Annotated in this window: 17 protein-coding genes; 4 read left to right on the top strand and 13 right to left on the bottom strand. The window is 31.0% G+C overall.

What is annotated here, in order from left to right; all coding sequences use genetic code 11:
- Window positions 1-20: 20 nt before the first annotated feature.
- Window positions 21-632 (bottom strand): 3-keto-disaccharide hydrolase, encoded by a 612-nt coding sequence (locus L3X37_RS13495; protein ID WP_237240697.1) that lies wholly within the window; start codon window positions 630-632, stop codon window positions 21-23.
- A 37-nt stretch (window positions 633-669) separates the two neighbouring features.
- Window positions 670-1,677 carry a glycosyltransferase family 2 protein gene (locus L3X37_RS13490; protein WP_237240696.1) on the bottom strand — a complete coding sequence of 336 codons (1,008 nt, stop codon included), beginning with the start codon at window positions 1,675-1,677 and terminating at the stop codon, window positions 670-672.
- Between the two features lie 102 nt (window positions 1,678-1,779).
- On the opposite strand from L3X37_RS13490, the gene L3X37_RS13485 reads away from it, so the two are divergent.
- Window positions 1,780-3,672 (top strand): M61 family metallopeptidase, encoded by a 1,893-nt coding sequence (locus tag L3X37_RS13485; RefSeq protein WP_237240695.1) that lies wholly within the window; start codon window positions 1,780-1,782, stop codon window positions 3,670-3,672.
- Window positions 3,673-3,846: 174 nt separating this feature from the next.
- Here the strand turns inward: L3X37_RS13485 and L3X37_RS13480 are convergent, their stop codons facing one another.
- Entirely contained in the window at window positions 3,847-4,611 is a 765-nt protein-coding gene (locus tag L3X37_RS13480) for a TIGR02757 family protein (RefSeq protein ID WP_237240694.1), read from the bottom strand.
- 52 nt (window positions 4,612-4,663) lie between these two features.
- Window positions 4,664-5,326, bottom strand: a complete 663-nt coding sequence (locus L3X37_RS13475) for an ABC transporter ATP-binding protein (protein ID WP_237240693.1) — start codon at window positions 5,324-5,326, stop codon at window positions 4,664-4,666.
- Between the two features lie 246 nt (window positions 5,327-5,572).
- On the opposite strand from L3X37_RS13475, the gene folE reads away from it, so the two are divergent.
- On the top strand, window positions 5,573-6,160 hold the full coding sequence (gene folE / locus L3X37_RS13470) for a GTP cyclohydrolase I FolE (RefSeq protein WP_237240692.1): 588 nt from the start codon (window positions 5,573-5,575) through the stop codon (window positions 6,158-6,160).
- Window positions 6,161-6,204: 44 nt separating this feature from the next.
- The gene (locus L3X37_RS13465) at window positions 6,205-6,495 is read left to right on the top strand and encodes a hypothetical protein (protein WP_237240691.1); all 291 of its coding nucleotides are present in this window, start codon (window positions 6,205-6,207) and stop codon (window positions 6,493-6,495) included.
- Between the two features lie 30 nt (window positions 6,496-6,525).
- Here L3X37_RS13465 and L3X37_RS13460 read toward each other — a convergent pair whose 3' ends face one another.
- The 8 genes from L3X37_RS13460 to L3X37_RS13425 form a co-directional block, all read right to left on the bottom strand.
- A complete protein-coding gene (locus L3X37_RS13460; protein ID WP_237240690.1) occupies window positions 6,526-7,092 on the bottom strand; it encodes a fatty acid desaturase in 567 nt (188 codons plus the stop codon).
- Window positions 7,093-7,360: 268 nt separating this feature from the next.
- Complete coding sequence (locus L3X37_RS13455) at window positions 7,361-9,586, bottom strand: TonB-dependent receptor (RefSeq protein WP_237240689.1); 2,226 nt, start codon at window positions 9,584-9,586, stop codon at window positions 7,361-7,363.
- A gap of 395 nt (window positions 9,587-9,981) precedes the next feature.
- A complete protein-coding gene (locus L3X37_RS13450) occupies window positions 9,982-10,476 on the bottom strand; it encodes a DUF6787 family protein (RefSeq protein ID WP_237240688.1) in 495 nt (164 codons plus the stop codon).
- Window positions 10,477-10,511: 35 nt separating this feature from the next.
- Complete coding sequence (locus L3X37_RS13445) at window positions 10,512-10,955, bottom strand: DUF6146 family protein (RefSeq protein WP_237240687.1); 444 nt, start codon at window positions 10,953-10,955, stop codon at window positions 10,512-10,514.
- A 208-nt stretch (window positions 10,956-11,163) separates the two neighbouring features.
- Complete coding sequence (locus tag L3X37_RS13440; RefSeq protein WP_237240686.1) at window positions 11,164-11,802, bottom strand: DUF937 domain-containing protein; 639 nt, start codon at window positions 11,800-11,802, stop codon at window positions 11,164-11,166.
- Window positions 11,803-11,923: 121 nt separating this feature from the next.
- Window positions 11,924-12,874 carry a D-2-hydroxyacid dehydrogenase gene (locus tag L3X37_RS13435; RefSeq protein ID WP_237240685.1) on the bottom strand — a complete coding sequence of 317 codons (951 nt, stop codon included), beginning with the start codon at window positions 12,872-12,874 and terminating at the stop codon, window positions 11,924-11,926.
- Window positions 12,875-12,922: 48 nt separating this feature from the next.
- Window positions 12,923-13,987 (bottom strand): 3-phosphoserine/phosphohydroxythreonine transaminase, encoded by a 1,065-nt coding sequence (gene serC, locus L3X37_RS13430; RefSeq protein WP_237240684.1) that lies wholly within the window; start codon window positions 13,985-13,987, stop codon window positions 12,923-12,925.
- A gap of 170 nt (window positions 13,988-14,157) precedes the next feature.
- Window positions 14,158-15,216 (bottom strand): acyl-CoA reductase, encoded by a 1,059-nt coding sequence (locus L3X37_RS13425; protein ID WP_237240683.1) that lies wholly within the window; start codon window positions 15,214-15,216, stop codon window positions 14,158-14,160.
- A gap of 68 nt (window positions 15,217-15,284) precedes the next feature.
- Between L3X37_RS13425 and L3X37_RS13420 the strand changes: the two genes are divergently transcribed.
- On the top strand, window positions 15,285-15,638 hold the full coding sequence (locus L3X37_RS13420) for a 4Fe-4S dicluster domain-containing protein (protein ID WP_237240682.1): 354 nt from the start codon (window positions 15,285-15,287) through the stop codon (window positions 15,636-15,638).
- Between the two features lie 683 nt (window positions 15,639-16,321).
- Here L3X37_RS13420 and L3X37_RS13415 read toward each other — a convergent pair.
- Entirely contained in the window at window positions 16,322-17,461 is a 1,140-nt protein-coding gene (locus L3X37_RS13415; RefSeq protein WP_237240681.1) for an SGNH/GDSL hydrolase family protein, read from the bottom strand.
- Between the last annotated feature and the right edge of the window lie 433 nt (window positions 17,462-17,894).

Raw genomic sequence — 17,894 nt, 5'->3', positions numbered from 1 at the left:
AAAGAAAAAAACTTTCTTATTTAAAGCTTTTTAAGACGTAATTTGCGCCATTTAATTAAAATACCTCCGCCACTATGTATTTGTAATGCAATACTACCGTTACCTTCTCCAATTTTTTTATCATCAATAGTTACCATTTGTACACCGTTTAACCAAGAAGTAATTTTACCATCGACAGCTCTAATTTTTAATTTATTCCATTTTCCTGATTTTAAAATAGATTCTTTTTCTGGAGCAGGCTTTATTAACCAACCACGACCGTAAGATTCGTAAATCCCTCCAGTGTGTTTATTTGGAGGAGCAACTTCTACCTGCCAGCCACTAACTTTAGTACCTTCAATAGTCGAACGAATAAAAACACCACTATTACCATTATCTGTTTCTTGTTTAAATTGTAAAGTAAGCTCAAAATTTTTGTAATGTTTTTCAGTTGCTAAATATCCATATTCTTTATCTGGACCGCTTTCAGATATTAAATAGCCATCTTCTACATACCATTTTTCGGTACCATAAGCGACCCAACCACTAAGATCTTTTCCATTAAAAAGGGATATTTTTTTTTGTGCCGTAATGCTCAAACTTGAAAAAAACACTAAAAAAAGTAATAAAGCTGAAAATGATTTTAAATTCATAATATGAAAAATTTTAGTAAGTGAATATAAGAATTTGTTAGCAAAAGAAGAAGTAATTTTTATCATTAATCTGATACATTGATTTTAAATACATTTTTATTTCTTTTTGGGCTGTTCTATTAGCCACAGTAATAATGCTTTGTGGATTTTTTATAGATTTTAAATATGAAAAAGGATGCATTATTTTTCCATAAATATCGCGCCCAATTTTATTTGGATTATCACAAATCCATTTAAAAGACACATTTTTTTTAATCAATGTTTTTGCTATTACTTTGCCTTTATTGCCTGCTCCCCAAACTACGAGTGTTTTATTGGTGTTGTAGTCTAACTCTAAAAAATAATGAAGTTTTAAATCTATAAAATGATTCTCGGCATAATGCACATTTGTTCTTGATGTTCGCGAACTGTAATCGCGCCAATTATGTATTACTTCATCACAAGGAATACACTTATAATTATGTTTATAAAACCTAAAAGCTAAATCGTAATCTTCAGGATAGGTGTTTGGATTAAAAGCATTACAAGCAATTAAATCGCTTTTGTAAACCATCCAACAAGGAGATGGGATAACGCACTCTTTATAAATTTCAGAATAATTACTACCTGTTTTAGTTAGACTGTTTAACCAAACTTCATAATTTTTATAACCTGCTTTAATACCATCTTCAGAAAAATAATTAACCAAGCCAATAGCCACATGTTTTTTACCATAAGTTAAAAGTTTATTTGCTAATACTTCTAATTTAATGGGTTGCATTACATCATCACTATCCATTCTGGTAATTAACTGGCCTTTACTGTTATTAAATGCGAGTTTTAAGGCATCAATAATACCATTGCCAGAATTTTTTAACAGTTTAATTCTATTCTCTTTTTTCGCAAAATTTTGCGCAATATTGTAGCTTGAGTCTGTTGAAGCATCATCAATAATAAGCAGTTCCCAATTCGTGTAAGTTTGATTTATAATAGAATTTAAGCAGTCTTCTAAAAAGACTTCAGTATTTTTAAAAGGAGTTAATATGCTTATCAGCGGATTTTGCATGTTGCAAAAATACACAATTCATCTTTTTAACATAACCTTAAGATTAGTCGCCGTAACATAATCTTATTTTTGGCGTCAATAAACAAAATCTATACTTTGAATATGAATAATAAAATATTAATAGCACTATTTACAGGAATACTACTAGCCAGTTGTAGTTCAGCAAAAAAGACTACTACCGACTTAGCAATTAATTTGCCTATTGAAACCGCAATACATTTAGATAAAGTTGTTGATGACAAAGCACCTGTAACTATAAACCCTGGGCGTTTTACCGTAGAAACTGTAACTTATAGATTGCCAAAAGTGATCCAAGGCACTTATTCAATTAGTAATTTTGGAAGTTATGTTGAAGATTTTAAAGCCTATGATTACAAAGGAAATGAAATGGTAGTTACTAAAACAGATACTAATTCTTGGACAATTAATGATGCCACTAAATTAGATAAAATCACATATCTAGTTAATGATACTTTTGATATTGAGCAAGAAGGCGGCATAGGTAAAGACACGCCGTTTTCACCAGCAGGAACAAATATTGAAGCTAATAATTATGTTTTGAATTTACATGGTTTTATTGGGTATTTTGATTCTTTAAAGAATAGCCAGTACAAACTAGATGTAACGGCTTCAACGGATTTATTGAGAACTTCAGCATTGCAAAATATGGGTTCAAAATTAAGTGATGATGGTAAAAATACTACCTCAAGTTATTTTGCTCCTAGATATTTTGATATTACTGATAACCCAATGATGTATGGCAATATGGATGTTGAAGAGTTTATGGTAGGCGATATTAAAATAGTTTTAAGCGTTTATTCGCCAAACAAAGTACATTCTGCTAAATCGTTAAAAGAAACAATCTTTAAAATGATGCAGGCTCAAAAAACGTATTTAGGAGATATTAATACAACACCGCGTTACGATATTTACATATACTTATCTGAAGGAAAAGAAACCTCACCAAAAGGATTTGGAGCCTTAGAGCACCATACATCAACTGTGGTAGTTATGCCAGAAGCAATGCCAAAGGAAGCCTTAGAAGAAGGTTTAACAGATGTGGTTTCTCATGAGTTTTTTCATATTGTATCACCACTTAGTGTGCACTCTGAGGATATACATTATTTTAATTATAACAACCCTACATTTTCAAAGCATTTGTGGATGTATGAAGGTGTAACCGAGTATTTTGCATCATTATTTCAAGTAAGCGAAGGTTTAGTTGATGAGACTTCTTTTTGCAATAAAATGATGGGTAAAATTCAAATGGCTTCTCAAATGAATGACGCCATGAGTTTTACTATTATGAGCGAAAATGTTTTAAAAGCACCATATAAAGATCAATATTTAAACGTGTATCAAAAAGGGGCATTAATTGGTATGTGCATTGATATTTTAATGCGAGAAGCAAGTAATGGCAACAGAGGTATTTTATCTTTAATGAAAGAATTATCAAATAAATATGGCAAAAACAAACCGTTTGAAGATGATAAATTAATAGATGAAATTGTGGCTATGACTTACCCTTCGTTGCGCGAGTTTTTTGATGATCACGTTATAGGAGATATTCCAATAAACTACAATGATTTTTTAGAAAAAGTTGGATTAGAAATAAGAGAAGGCAAAGTAGAAACCAATTATATACTTATGAATGGCGCTCCAATAGTTAGTGGTGACGGACAAAAGGGCACTATATTTTTTACAGATATGGTATCAGAGAATAGTTTTTGGGCAGATAATGGTGCCCAACCAAACGATGTAATAAAATCTATTAATGGTACAGACTTAACCATGCTGAATGCTAACAATGTATTACAAGGAGTGTTTTCTTGGAAACCAGGAATGGATGTCGAAGTTGTTTTAAATAGAGCAGGAGAAGACATTGTTATAAAAACAAAAACTACTAAAACCTATACTATTGGAAAAGGTATTTTACCTTTAGATGATGCTACCGAATCTCAAAAAAGTTTAAAAGAAGCTTGGTTAAAAGGCTAATTATACTTTATCGTTAAGATTTAAGATTAACGATTGATGAACAACTTATCAATCGTTTTTTATCCTATTACCCTAAGGGTAGGGTTTTAGGTAGTCACATACTCCTACGTTGGCGAGCTCCAACAAACCTGTGCTTAGTCTAGCCCGAAGTATGCCTCAATCCCTAATCTAAACTCAAAACCCTTCAAAAATACCCAAACCAAATAAAGCAAAATCGTATTTAACAGGATCTTTTGGATCTAGTTTGCGTAGGGCAGTATCTAATTCTAGTAAGGCTTTGGCATCATTTTGTTTTCGTTTTAAAAGGCCTAATTTTCTAGAAACGTTTCCAGAATGGACATCTAACGGGCATGAAAGCTGACTAGGGGAGAGGCTTTTCCAAATTCCAAAATCTACACCAGTATTACTATTTCTAACCATCCAACGTAAAAACATGTTAATACGTTTTGCTGCCGAATTTTTAAGAGGATCGCTCACATGCTTTTGTGTGCGTTGTAAGTGTTCAATCTCAAAAAAGGTAGATTTAAAATTTGAAATAGATTTTTGTAGCGAATCAGTTTCAGCATGTTTAGCAAACAAATCTTCTAGCCCAGAATAATTTAAATAAATATGCTTTAAGCACTTAATAAATTGTACACAATCATTGCCATTAAAAGTTCTATGAACAAAGGACTGTAGTTTTTCTAAATCAGTTTCTTTATGATTTAAAACAAAATCAAAAGGCGAATTATCTAACAAAACCATTAACCGTGTTGCGTTGTTTATAATGCTTTTACGGTTTCCCCAAGCAATAGTTGCAGTTAAAAAGCCAGAAATTTCAATATCTTCTTTTTTATTGAATTGATGTGGGATTTGAATAGGATCGCTTTCAATAAACTTTGGATTGTTGTATTGAACGACTTTCTCATCTAGAAATTCTTTAAGTTCTGCTTTTTTCAATTTAAAAATTTAGATAGCTAAAACCAATAAAACGATTAAGATAAAATAAAAGCTAATTTACAATTTTACCATCAACCATAGTTAATTTTCTATCAGCTAAATTGGCAAGCTCTTCATTGTGAGTAACAATTACAAAGGTTTGTCCAAACTCTTTGCGTAACTTAAAAAACAGACTGTGTAGAGTTTCGGCAGATTCACTGTCAAGATTGCCAGAAGGTTCGTCGGCAAAAATTAAATCAGGATTATTTATTAATGCTCTAGCAACAGCAACGCGTTGTTGTTCGCCGCCAGAAAGCTCATTAGGCTTATGGTTATATCGATGCGACAACCCTAAAAAATCTAAAAGCTCTTTGGCGCGTTTTTGGGCATCAACTTTTTTTGTGCCTTTTATAAAGGCTGGTAAACAAACATTTTCTAAAGCAGTAAATTCTGGTAATAATTGATGGAATTGAAAGATAAAACCAATATGTTCATTTCTAAATTTAGCTAAAGTTTTATCGTTTAACGAATTTATATTGGTTTTGTTTATAATGATACTGAAATCTTCTTTTGTAGAAGCTCTATCTAAAGTGCCCAAAAGTTGTAATAATGTTGTTTTACCAGCACCAGAAGCACCAACAATAGATACGATTTCACCTTTTTTTACATTAATATCTACACCTTTTAATACGTGTAAATCGTTGTAGAATTTATGAATGTTTTTTGCTTTAATCATTGTACTAAATAAGAATTGTGAAAATACTACTTTAAGCTGTCATGTACAATTAACAATTTGTTTTATTGTTGAATACTTTTTTAATTGAGCCATAGTCTATAGGCTATTTAAGCCTTAAATAAAATATTAGCATAATTTAAAGTTAAAAAATAAGTCTTTAAAAATATAAATTGAAGAGAGCTAAAATTTAGTTAACTTTAAAACCAATATATATAAATGTCCAATTTTTATTAATTATAATTAAGAATGCCATATAAGAGTTTTGAAGAATATAACATGCAAGTAACCGATGATGTTAAAGAAAGATATAAAAACATTATTGAAGATTTAGGTGAAAATGCAGAGCGAGATGGATTAGTAAAAACTCCAGAGCGTGCAGCCAAAGCTATGCAGTTTTTAACTCAAGGTTATAATCAAGATCCTGTTGAAATTCTAAAAAGCGCTATGTTTAAAGAATCATACAACGAAATGGTTATTGTAAAAGATATTGAATTATATTCGCTTTGTGAGCACCATATTTTGCCATTTTTTGGTAAAGCGCATATTGCTTATATACCAAATGGACATATAGTTGGTTTGAGTAAATTACCTAGAATTGTTGATGTGTTTGCAAGACGTTTACAAGTGCAAGAGCGGTTAACAGAGCAGGTTTTAGATTGTATAAATGATACTTTAAAACCGCAAGGTGTAGCGGTAGTTATTGAAGCATCACATATGTGTATGATGATGCGAGGTGTACAAAAACAAAACTCTATAACCACTACTTCTGGGTTTAGAGGGCAGTTCGAAAAAATTGAAACAAGAAATGAGTTTTTAAAGTTGATTGGCAAATAATTTTGGTATGTTATTTGTGTTATAATTATTAAAGTAAAACAGTTATGAATTTAGAAGATTTAAGTAAAAATAAAAAATTAGCACTAAGTATAGTGTTTGATATTGTGGGTATGCTAACCATTATTGATATAATTTGGGCGCCAGCATCAGCATATTTAATGAGCAAAATGTATAAAGGTAATAAAGGTAAAATAGCAGGTGTTGTGTCTTTTGTTGAAGAAATTATTCCTGGATTTGATATTGTACCAACATTTACCATTATGTGGTTTTTAACTTATGTATTTAATAAAAAAGAAAAACCTATTGCAGTTGAGGTTGAAGTTAAAAATGAATAACAATGTTATAATTATAAAAAAATCTTTTTTTTATTTCGTTTTCCATAATCGCCACCAAGGCACACCAGGGGTATCATGATGCTCGTAATGATACCCAAAGAAATAGCAACTTACAAATGCCCAAAGATGATTTTTTTTTAGTGTTGTAGATTTATGTTTATTATTGTGTTCGTGTCCTTTTTTATGCGGAATATATGTGCCAAAATAGAAGAGTTGAAATGTTGATAAAATACTAGGTAAAACCCAATATATAACTAAATTTTCTAAAGGAAACACAAGTCTTAACAGTTGCAAAGTAATAGTTACTAGAATGAGTTGTTTTAAAGTAACATAGCGTTTTATGAAACTCCAGTACCATAGCCATAGCTTACCAGATTCATGATAATCCGGGTCTTTTTCTGTTGCAACAAACTTATGGTGCTCATGGTGCTTAACTAATAATCTATCGTAAAAATTAAAGGCAAATAATATTGAGGTTATCCAGCCTGTAAGGTTGTTAAATTTTCTGTTTTTAGAAACAGAACTATGCATTGCATCGTGAGCTGTTATAAACAAGCCTGTATACAAATGTGTTTGTAAAAGTATGGCTAGATACATACCAGTGTTAAAGTAATTTAGCTCCCAAGTTAGTAATAAATACAAACTGATAAACCAGCAAATAATAATTATTGCACTAATTATTAAACCAAAAGGATCCGTTGCCTTATGTATTAATTTTTTCTCCCTCAAGTTAATTTAAATTAAATATTGTTTAACAAAAATACAAAAAAATTAAACATAAAATAATTAGTGAAACAATACTTTTAGCATAAGGTGTTTAAATAATCTATTTTGGCTAGATTGTTTAAAACAGGATATTAATCTTTTATAGGTAATAATTTAAGCCAATAGTTATATTTCTACCCATATTAAAAATGCCATCAGGCCTTAAACGCGATAAATGATTTATATAGGTTTTGTTTGTTAAGTTGTTTCCAGATATTGTAATATTTAATTCATTATTGAATACTAAAACATTACCACCTAATCCTGCACTTAAAAGGTTAAACCCATTTGTATTTGTTTCAAAACCACTCACATTATTTTGATCGAATGTAGATCTAAGTTTTATAAATGCATAACCCTTACTAATCCAACGTTCTTCAAATTCAACCCTAACAGTATTACTAATTGAGTTTGCTGGAATTAGTGGTAAATAAGTATCGTTATTCTGCTTTCCAGTAACAGTTTCAAAACTCGATTCAAAATGCAACCAATCTAAAGGATGTGGATGAAAATGCAGCCCAAATTCACCACCATAAAGTTTTGCATCGTTTTGTAAATAAACAAAAACAGGAGTATCATCAATAATATTCCCATTTGGTGAAAGAAAAATATAGTTATTTATACTGTTGTAAAAACCATTTACAAAAATTTCTAAATGCTCATTTTTAAATTCTAAAGCTAAATCGGTTTGAAAATTTTGCTCACTTTTTAAATTAGCATTTCCTATTTCGTATCTGTTAGTCCCTTCATGAGTTCCATCTGATGCTAATTCAGATAAATTAGGAGCCCTAAAACCAGTTGCTAAATTTAATCGCGCAGTAATATTTTTAAATATATTTTTTTTAATACCAAAAGCACCATTAAAGCTGTTAAATTTTTTATTAATACCTGAAGTAATATTTATATTTCGATTGTCAAAACGTGCCCCAAGTTGAATGTCTAATTTTTCAAAATGAATATGAGATGTCGCTAAAACGCCAAAATCGTTGGTTGTTGCATCTGGTATAAGTTGTTCTTCACCATAATTTGTATTGGTTTGATTCATGCCTTGTGCACCTACAATGGTTTCAAATTTTCCAAGTTTTGGTAGATAATATTTTACATCATAATTATGTGTTTTAAGCTTCATATGAAGTGCCGCTTCAAGTTCTTCAATTTCACCCTCGTGTTTATCTTCATCATGGTCATCTTCATGTTCATCATGGTGATGGTCTTCAAACTCTTTTCTATCGTTATAGATATAACCTAAATTGATATCTAATTTCGAATGATTTAAAAACAAAGTTGATTTTGAACTAAATACATGATTTGTAATACTTTGAAAAGGCAGTAAAGGTGTTCTGTTTAACGACTGCTCTCCAATTTCTTCAGGAATCCCTAACTTAGAATTATTAAGATTGTACCTAAGCTCGGTTTTAAAATTATTTTTTTGATACCCTAGTCCTGCTTTAAAATCTTGTTCTCTAAAGCGTGTATTAGTAACTCGGTATGTTTTTGTATTGTAATCTGAATGTTCCGTTAAGCTTCCTCTAAATAAAAATTTAAAATTATTTTCAGAAGACTTATACCCGGCATTGGTATTAAACCCTCTTGTATTACTAAAATAGGAACCTCCAAAATCACCAGAAGCAGTATTATTATTGGCAAATTTTTCTGGATTAAGGTAAAGCACTCCACCTAATGCATCACTACCGTAAAGTAGTGATGCAGGACCTTTTATAACCTCAATACTTTCAATTCCTGCATCATTAACACCTAAACCGTGTTCGCTCCCAAATTGTTGATTTTCTAATCGAACGCCTTGTGTGTATACTAATACACGATTAGAACTCAATCCTCTAATAACAGGTTTGCCTATGCCTAAACCAGTTGTAACACTCTCTACACCTGCTATGTTAGTAATTCCATCGGCTAAGGTTATTGCACCATTTGTTTTTAAATCTGAAATATTTTTATGCTCAACTTTCATTACATTATCACGCTGTATCTTATGAAAAGGTGTTGAAACAATAATACTTTCCATTTCTATTGCAGTTGGGATTAATTGAATTTTTATGGGGGTGTTAACTGGAATAGTAATTTGAATTGATTTGGTTTTATAACCAATGCTAGAAAATATAATACTATATGTACCAGTAGGTATATTATTTATTACAAAACCTCCATTATCATTTGTACTTGTTCCTTTTTCTAAATGCGGGATATATACATTTACATAAGCTAATTTAGAATTGGTTTCGACCTCTGTTACAACGCCTTCAATTGAGTTTTGAGAATATAAATTTGATATAGCTAATGCTATAATCATTTTAATAAATAACTTCATTATTTTTTTGATTTTAATTTAATAATAGTTTAGCTGAAAGAACTTCAGCATGTAATATGATTATTAAATTAAGGCAGGAGGACCGCGAAGAGAACTTTGTAAACGTTTATATTTACTTAAAAAATGATATTGTGAAGCAATTAATTGAGGCTTGTTTTTATCTAAAAATAAGTCAATATAAAAAAGCGACTGGGTAAAGTTCTTATTAAGTTGAAATTTATAAAAATCACAATCAAAATCAATTTTATGTATATGCGTGGTTTGTTCTCCCTTACAAACCTTGTGGGTGTGGTGAGTAAATATGTGCGAGAATTTTACAGCTGATGGTGCTAAAAATACAACTGCAATAACCAAAGTTATTACTTTAAAAGCGGTATGTTTTTTTATGCTTTGCACTAATTTAAAAAACGTTTAAAGCCAATTTTACGAAGCATCTTTTTTTCAAAATTCCAGAAAAACTTATATTGACCAAAAATCCAGCCAATTAAAACTAGTAATACTTGATAAAATATAAAGCCCAAGACAATATATAAGGCCCAATATACATAGGTTGGTAAGTTTTCTTTGTTTATACCCATTAGCTTTATTAATGGTTTACCTATAAAAATAGATGATGAACCCGTAATGGCGAACACTAAAAAAATACTTATCATTTCCCATTTAAAGCTAACTTCCCATTTTTTTTCTAATTTTCTAAAAATAAATAAAATTAATTTTAAAAGTAAAAAAAATAGAATAACACTTAACAATAAACTAAAAACAATATTTTCATCATTTATAAAGATTTTGGATAATTTTAATGATGAATAACCCAAGCCAACTAGTCCTAAAAAAGGAAAAATAAGTTGCCAGTTTTTTTGTATTTGCCAGTACTCTTTAAATTTCTTCACTTTAAAATTTTAGAAGCAAAAGTAATTAAAGTGATTTAAATTCTGGGCACAAAACCAGTTAATTGTTGTTTGTAATTTAACTGAAAGTAAATGAAGTAATTATACAATTTATAATTTAACTCATAGCCATAATCTATAGTGGGTTGATAATCAATCTGGAATTGATATAAATCAGTATTAAAACGGAAAGGTTGAAGTACTCTTTGGTTCCATTCAGTTACAAAAAGGTAATTTCTGTTTTCTAAAAAATCTTGAGAATAAAAGCCTTCTGGTTTTGCTATACTTTGAAGCCAAACATTAAAACCAGGTTCAATAATGATAAGTTCGTATTCTAAGTCTTCATTAGCAATTGTAACGGTGTCGTTACTTGCTATAGCAAGTTCTTTTTCTGATTTCTTTTTTTGAGAAACCGTTGTCTTTGGAGTATTGCAACTATACATAAATCCAAAGACCATCAGGGTGTAAATAATTTTTTTCATGAGAATATTTTTTTCTTTTTCAAATGTATAGATAACTAAAAAGCCGTAATAGTTAGAATGAGTTAACGAACTATTTCTGTGAGTGAACTATACTTTTTTTAAGTAAAAATACAAAAATCATTCCTCTGTCTATTATTTTGGAATCCTTTTAACAAAAAAATAGCTAAACTTGATGTTTAACTATTTTTAAAATATATTTAAGTGAAATTTATTTCCCTCCAAAAAGGCCACCTAGTAAACCAGCAAGCCCTCCTTTCTTTTTGTTGCCACCAAGCACCATTCCTGCAACATCATCAATTACACTACCATCGCCATCAGCATCTAAAATAGATTCTAAAAAGCTTTGTTCTTGTTGTGGAGAGTTTCCTTTTAATAAGCCTCCAAGTAAACCTTCAATACCGCTTGGACTACTTACTTGCTGTTGTCTAGTTTGTTTTCCTAAAACCCCCATTAAAATTGGAGCTGCAACTTTAAGTATTTGAGCAATAGAACCAGCATCCATTCCAGATTTTTGGCTTAATGCATTTTGTACATTTTGTTGCTTATTACCTAAAACATGCCCTAAAATTTTACCACCATCTTCAAGTACATTAGAATCAATACCGCCGCCAAACAAGCCTCCTAAGTTATCTAAAATGCTACCATCGTGTTTACCCTTTAAAGCACCTAGTAAACCTTCAGCGCCTTGTGGAGTTGAAGCATTTCGTTTCATAGCCTGCATTAATACAGGTAAAGCCATAGTTAAGACATCTTGTGTTTTGTTTTGAGGTTGATTGGTTTGATTAGAAACACCTCTAATAATGGTTTTTCCTAAGTCACTGTTTAATAAATCTAAAATTCCTGACATGATTATATTTTGTTTTTAAAGGGTTAATAAAATTGGATGTTGAAGGTACAAAAAAAGTCCCAACATATAGTTAGGACTCAAATATACCTTTTAGGTCACATTTTATTTTAAAACAATTCTTTTATCCAAGAATGCTTATTATTTGTGATGCTAGTTCTGTACCAATTCTATCTTGTGCTTCGTTAGTTGCGGCGCCTGTGTGAGGAGTTAACGAAAGCGAAGGATTCATTAATAATTGGATTTCTGGTTTAGGTTCTTTTTCAAAAACATCTAAAGCAGCTCTTGCTACTTTTCCAGTTTCTATTGCTTTTACAAGAGCAATTTCGTTTACTACACCACCACGAGCTGCATTGGCTAAAATCACGCCATCTTTCATGATATTAAACTCTGCCTCATCAATAACATAATCTTTTTGAGCAGGAACATGCAGAGTAATAAAATCAGATTGTCTTAAAACATCTTCTTTAGAAATAGTTTCAATATTAAAATTTACGGTTTGACCATCAAAAAACTCTAGTTCTAAATTGGCTTTTTCTAAAAACGGATCAAAAGCAATTACTTTCATGCCAATTCCTAGAGCCACTTTTGCAGTAGCTTGACCAATTCGACCAAAACCTAAAACACCTAAAGTTTTTCCTTTTAACTCGGTTCCTTTAGCGTAGGCTTTTTTTAAGCCTTTAAAATTGCTGTCACCTTCTAGTGGCATATCTCTGTTAGAGTTGTGTAAAAAACGTGATAAACCGTAAAGATGTCCAAATACTAACTCAGCAACAGAGTGTGATGATGCCGCGGGTGTGTTTATAACTGAAAGCCCTTTTTCGCGTGCATATTCTACATCAATATTATCCATGCCAACACCACCACGCCCTATAATTTTTAAGCTAGGGCAAGCGTCTATTAAATCTTTTCTAACCGTAGTTGCGCTTCGTACTAATAAAACAGTAATATCGTTTTGGTTGATGTAATTAATTAATTGTTCTTGAGCTACTGTGGTTGTGCTTACATTATAACCAGCTTTTTCAAGTGCATCTATACCACTTTGAGAAATACCGTCGTTTGCTAATACTTTCATTTTTTTAATTTTTTATTTCCGCAAAAGCGAATATGCTTTATAGTTAATTTATGCTTTACTTTCTAATTCGCTCATTATTTCTACTAATGCTTTAACACTGTCTAGTGGCAATGCATTATACATTGATGCTCTGTAGCCACCAACACTTCTGTGCCCATTCAAACCATTAATACCACCTTCTTTTAGCATGGTTTCAAATGTTTCTTTTAGGTTTTCGTTTTCTAAAGTGAATGTTGCATTCATGCTAGATCGATCTTCTTTAGTAGCAAAACCTTTAAATAATGGGTTTAAATCAATTTCAGAATACATTAAGCGTGCTTTCTTTTCATTTTCCTTTTCTATGGTCTCAATTCCACCAAGGTTTTTTAGCCATTCTAGGGTTAACATAGAAGTATATACTGCAAATACAGGGGGCGTATTAAACATACTGCCTTTACTAATATGTACTTTGTAATCCATCATAGATGGAATTTTACGTGATACTTTTCCAAGAATATCTTCTTTAATTACTACAAGTGTAGTTCCTGCTGGACCCATATTTTTTTGTGCGCCAGCATATATCAAATCAAATTGTGTAAAGTCTAGTTTTCGAGAAAAAATATCGCTACTCATATCACAAACCAAAGGGATATCACATTTTGGGAATGATTTCATTTGTGTTCCAAAAATGGTGTTGTTTGATGTACAATGAAAATAATCGTAATCTGAAGGAATATCGTAACCTTTTGGAATATAGTTGTAATTAGCATTTTTAGAAGAGCCTACTTCATAAATGTCATCATAAATTTTCGCCTCTTTAATAGCTTTATCTGCCCATGTGCCAGAGTTTAAATAGCCTGCTCTTTTTTCTAAAAGGTTTAAAGCAACCATTAAAAACTGCGTGCTTGCTCCGCCTTGTAAAAATAAAGCTTTATAACCTTTACCTTCTAAACCAAGTAATTCTAAAGCTAATGCTCTGGCTTTTTCCATAATATCAACAAAAGCTTTACTTCTGTGTGATATTTCAACTAAAGATAAACCACTTCCGTCTAAATCTACAACAGCTTGGGAAGCTTTTAATAATACTTCTGGAGGTAAAATACATGGCCCTGCACTAAAGTTATGTTTTTTCATGTGTTTATATTTATTGTTATTCAACGGTCACATGTAACATCCTAAATAATCATTTGGTTGTGTGATTAAATATTAATCATGGATGTTTCATTTTTTAATGATTGAAATTTTAAGTTGCAAATGTCTTAATTTATATGAGAATTTTTGTTGAATAATCAATAATTTTTTCATCAATTTGCTAACAAAAATGCAATAGTATCTACATCATCTGCATAATCCCAAAGTTGAGGATTTTGTGTTTTGCCAAATGCAATTTCATGGTTTATAAATCCGTGAGAAACAATGCACTGAATTTGATTTTTATCGTCCTCAATTTTTTGCTTTAATTCTTTAACATTATTGTAATATTCGTAAAACAAGGAGGCAATAGGCGATGCGTAGCTTTTATCTTCTTTAATCATAAAAAAACCATTTTCAAGCATATCAAATTCACTCATTAAATAAACGGCTTTATTATAGTCGTAATTATTTGCATATTTAGCTTTTTCTATAATAGGATGCCAATGATATATGGCTTCAAAAAAAGCATCAAATTTATAGTCTTTAGGAACAAAAAGTTTTGACACATTTCTGCAACCCAATCCGTAGTACCTAAAAATGTCTTCGGATAAGTTTTTTAAATCTTTAGTAGATTCTTTGCCATTTAAAACAGCAATCGAGTTTCTGTTATTTCTTATAATTGCTGGTTTCCCTTTAAAATAGTGCTCGAAATACCGCGCAGTATTATTACTGCCAGTGGCAATTACTGCATCAAAATCTTTAATTTTTTCTTCAGTAAATTTAATTTTACCTTTAAAATCATTTTCAACATATTCTATATATTTTGCTAAAAAAGGAAGTAAATGTTTATCATTTGAAGATTGTTTAACCAAAACCTGATGCCCTGAAATTAGCACCGATAAAAAATCATGAAACCCAACTAATGGAATATTTCCTGCCATAATTATGACAACTTTTTTAGGGCTAGAAACCTTTAAATTATAAGGTTGTAACCACTTTGTTAAATTTTCTAGAGTTAAAGAGTTTGACCATCCATTTAATGCAAATTTTATATTTTCTTGAGTAAACCAGCCGTTATGCTCTTCGGCTAATTTTAATTGGTGCTTAAAACCGTCAAAGAATACATCGTTGTGTTCCACATTATCCTTTTTTTGGATAGCTTCATTAGAAAATTGACTTATAAAATCTCCTAATTTTACAAAAGCGTTAATTCTTTGTTGTAAATTCATTCTCTATTTGGTTATGAATGGTTTTGGCGTTATTTTTGCGTCTGCAAATTTAGAAAGAAAAAAACGCTATGGCAATTATAATAACAGACGAATGTATAAATTGTGGTGCTTGTGAGCCAGAATGCCCAAATACTGCAATCTATGAAGGTGCAGACGATTGGCGCTATAAAGATGGAACAAGTTTAGAAGGAAAAGTTGTGCTTACAAATGGAAACGAAGTTGATGCTGATGAAGCGCAAGAACCTGTTAGTGATGAAATTTATTATATAGTACCAGATAAGTGTACTGAGTGTAAAGGGTTTCATGATGAGCCGCAATGTGCTGCGGTTTGTCCAGTAGATTGTTGTGTGCCAGATGAAGATGTTGTCGAAACTGAAGAAGAATTATTGGCTAAGCAGCGTTTTATGCATCCTAATGGTTAGTAAATAATGACATTTAATATAATATAGATCCTGAGCGAAAGCTCGGGGTTTTTTATTTCTACGAGAATATTTTAAAAATATTTAAATAATTAATCGATATAAAATCAAAATACCCTTAATGTTCTTTTTTGTTTTAAACTGCCTTTTTCTTTTCGGACAAGAAACTGAAACACTTGAGTATAAGTTGCAAAATTTCAATGTGTTACGTTAAAAAAACAAGGAAAAAAAATAAAGAGATTTTAGTATTCAGTATTATAGGATAACGGTTTTGTGTATGATTTCGTTGCGTGTTTCAGCAACTAATTTAGCAAATACAAACCGAATAGAAAATCCGCGAGGATTTTCGTAAGTAGGCGAGAACTAGCCATTAATTATACACGTCTTTGTTGGGTGTAGTTTTTATTCAGTCAATCTATTTTTTAAATCCATTCTTTCGCTTAATATTCTTATAATTTGAATTCTATCTTTCGAAATCAAGTCATAAAATATTATATGTTTTCCAGATTTGAGTCCGAGTATGCTTTAAATCTAACAGAATCAGATTGGGATTGATCTTGCCAAACAGCGTAGAGTGAATCTAGGTTCACTTGGGCTTTCAACCCAAGCCCACTTAATACAAATAGCGTTAGGATGATCTTTTTAGGTATGGCGTTTTATTCAGCTTGATTTTGTTTCCTAATTTCTCAATCCATTTTTAAGGCGTCATTGACAGACTGTTTACGTATATTGGCATTATATTCAGTAACAATACCAACAGCTAATTTCTTAGCCCCTTGATTATTCAAATGCACCTTATCATTTAAGTCTGCTTCTGATATTACATAGTCTGCACCATCTATTAGATACAGATTGCTATGAGTTTTTTGAAGATTTTCAACAGTTGAGCGAGTCCAGCTTCGTAATGAATCAATGCGGTTGTCATCATTCCTTGTACCAACCACTTTAGTGGTAAATGTCTGTAATATGCAATATATATCAGCCTGTGGGTATTTGGAACATAAGCTACTTACCAAAGAATCGTATACTGGCATAACATCTAACAGTGGTTTTTTTTGATTTACATCATTATACCCCCATAAAATGGTTATAAGCCTTGGAGATACATCATTAAAATTTCTCAGAGTTGAGGTGGAGATACGGGAACCGCCCGTAGCCAAATTAATAAGCCTGAATCCAAGGGATTCAGCCACTCTGTATGGGTAAGTATCGATTGTTCCACTTTGTCCAGTACCGTGTGTTATTGAGTTGCCAATAGCCATGTAGAGTGGTTTGTCTTCAACAGGCAAATCATATAGAGTATAGTCATTAGTCAATTCCATACCTAAAAACTTTACACCCGAAAAGGAGGGTAAATAAACCTCCCATTTGGCGATATCTTTAGCTGGATTTGCAATGGTAAATTCTATATCAGAAATATTATCAAATGCCAATATTCCATTCTTAAAAACAGAAAACCTTCTTTTTCTGATTGAGCTATTTTCTAATTCGGCAAATTTTAACTTGATTAAGGGACTATTTGTTTTGAAACTAATGCTGATTCCCGGTTGAGTCCTTGCTTTTTTCAAATTCAATGTACCATCCATTCCTTTATTAAAATAATCCTCGGAATAACGATACAACTCAGCTTGTGTTTCTGTCACAAGTGAAAAGAGTACGCCATTATAGATTAGTTTACCGTTATTAGGTGCAATTAAATTTTTGATGTTATTTTCCCCAAGTTTCGCTTTCGTTCCTGTAGTAGAGACGTCTCCTTGGGCAAACGACTGAAGTGTAAACAAACTAAACAGTATGTACAGGTAAGATTTAATAGTAATTTTTTTCATGTTTAATTCCCTCTATTATTAGTCAATTTAAAGTTAATATTGAAATTTATTTTTATATACATCTCAGCTAATCCAATCCAATCCAATCACATAAAACTTTATACAAAGCTAAAATTCTCATTTCAATTACTGAAGTTAATCTCTATATGAAAACGATATTGATAATTGAGACTAATGTTAAATTTTGTTGTTTTTATTCTGTATCTCTTTATTCGTAGTCTATTCAGCAATATTTCGAACCAAATTTTATTAAAATCCCCTAAAAATTTCACGTTAGCTTGAGAAATTAATCTCGTTTTCGTGATGTGGGGAATGTCTAGTCCTGAAATATGGCTACAGGTTAAAATTGAATTAAGCTGTTTTTAAATATACCATATTAGGTGTTTTATAGTCTAAAGATAAATGTAATCTTATTTGGTTGTATAAATTAATT

The organism is Wocania arenilitoris (assembly GCF_021728535.1).
Taxonomy (GTDB): domain Bacteria; phylum Bacteroidota; class Bacteroidia; order Flavobacteriales; family Flavobacteriaceae; genus Wocania_A; species Wocania_A arenilitoris.
This window is presented reverse-complemented; position numbering and strand designations above follow the sequence as displayed.

What these genes read in the sequence shown, in the direction of transcription:
- L3X37_RS13455 (WP_237240689.1), bottom strand. Translation starts at nt 9,586, where the DNA reads ATGAAGTTATTTATTAAAATGATTATAGCATTAGCTATATCAAATTTA.
- L3X37_RS13475 (WP_237240693.1), bottom strand. Translation starts at nt 5,326, where the DNA reads ATGATTAAAGCAAAAAACATTCATAAATTCTACAACGATTTACACGTA.
- L3X37_RS13485 (WP_237240695.1), top strand. Translation starts at nt 1,780, where the DNA reads ATGAATAATAAAATATTAATAGCACTATTTACAGGAATACTACTAGCC.
- serC (WP_237240684.1), bottom strand. Translation starts at nt 13,987, where the DNA reads ATGAAAAAACATAACTTTAGTGCAGGGCCATGTATTTTACCTCCAGAA.
- L3X37_RS13465 (WP_237240691.1), top strand. Translation starts at nt 6,205, where the DNA reads ATGAATTTAGAAGATTTAAGTAAAAATAAAAAATTAGCACTAAGTATA.
- L3X37_RS13495 (WP_237240697.1), bottom strand. Translation starts at nt 632, where the DNA reads ATGAATTTAAAATCATTTTCAGCTTTATTACTTTTTTTAGTGTTTTTT.
- folE (WP_237240692.1), top strand. Translation starts at nt 5,573, where the DNA reads ATGCCATATAAGAGTTTTGAAGAATATAACATGCAAGTAACCGATGAT.
- L3X37_RS13425 (WP_237240683.1), bottom strand. Translation starts at nt 15,216, where the DNA reads ATGAATTTACAACAAAGAATTAACGCTTTTGTAAAATTAGGAGATTTT.
- L3X37_RS13420 (WP_237240682.1), top strand. Translation starts at nt 15,285, where the DNA reads ATGGCAATTATAATAACAGACGAATGTATAAATTGTGGTGCTTGTGAG.
- L3X37_RS13445 (WP_237240687.1), bottom strand. Translation starts at nt 10,955, where the DNA reads ATGAAAAAAATTATTTACACCCTGATGGTCTTTGGATTTATGTATAGT.
- L3X37_RS13490 (WP_237240696.1), bottom strand. Translation starts at nt 1,677, where the DNA reads ATGCAAAATCCGCTGATAAGCATATTAACTCCTTTTAAAAATACTGAA.
- L3X37_RS13440 (WP_237240686.1), bottom strand. Translation starts at nt 11,802, where the DNA reads ATGTCAGGAATTTTAGATTTATTAAACAGTGACTTAGGAAAAACCATT.
- L3X37_RS13460 (WP_237240690.1), bottom strand. Translation starts at nt 7,092, where the DNA reads ATGTATCTAGCCATACTTTTACAAACACATTTGTATACAGGCTTGTTT.
- L3X37_RS13415 (WP_237240681.1), bottom strand. Translation starts at nt 17,461, where the DNA reads ATGAAAAAAATTACTATTAAATCTTACCTGTACATACTGTTTAGTTTG.
- L3X37_RS13435 (WP_237240685.1), bottom strand. Translation starts at nt 12,874, where the DNA reads ATGAAAGTATTAGCAAACGACGGTATTTCTCAAAGTGGTATAGATGCA.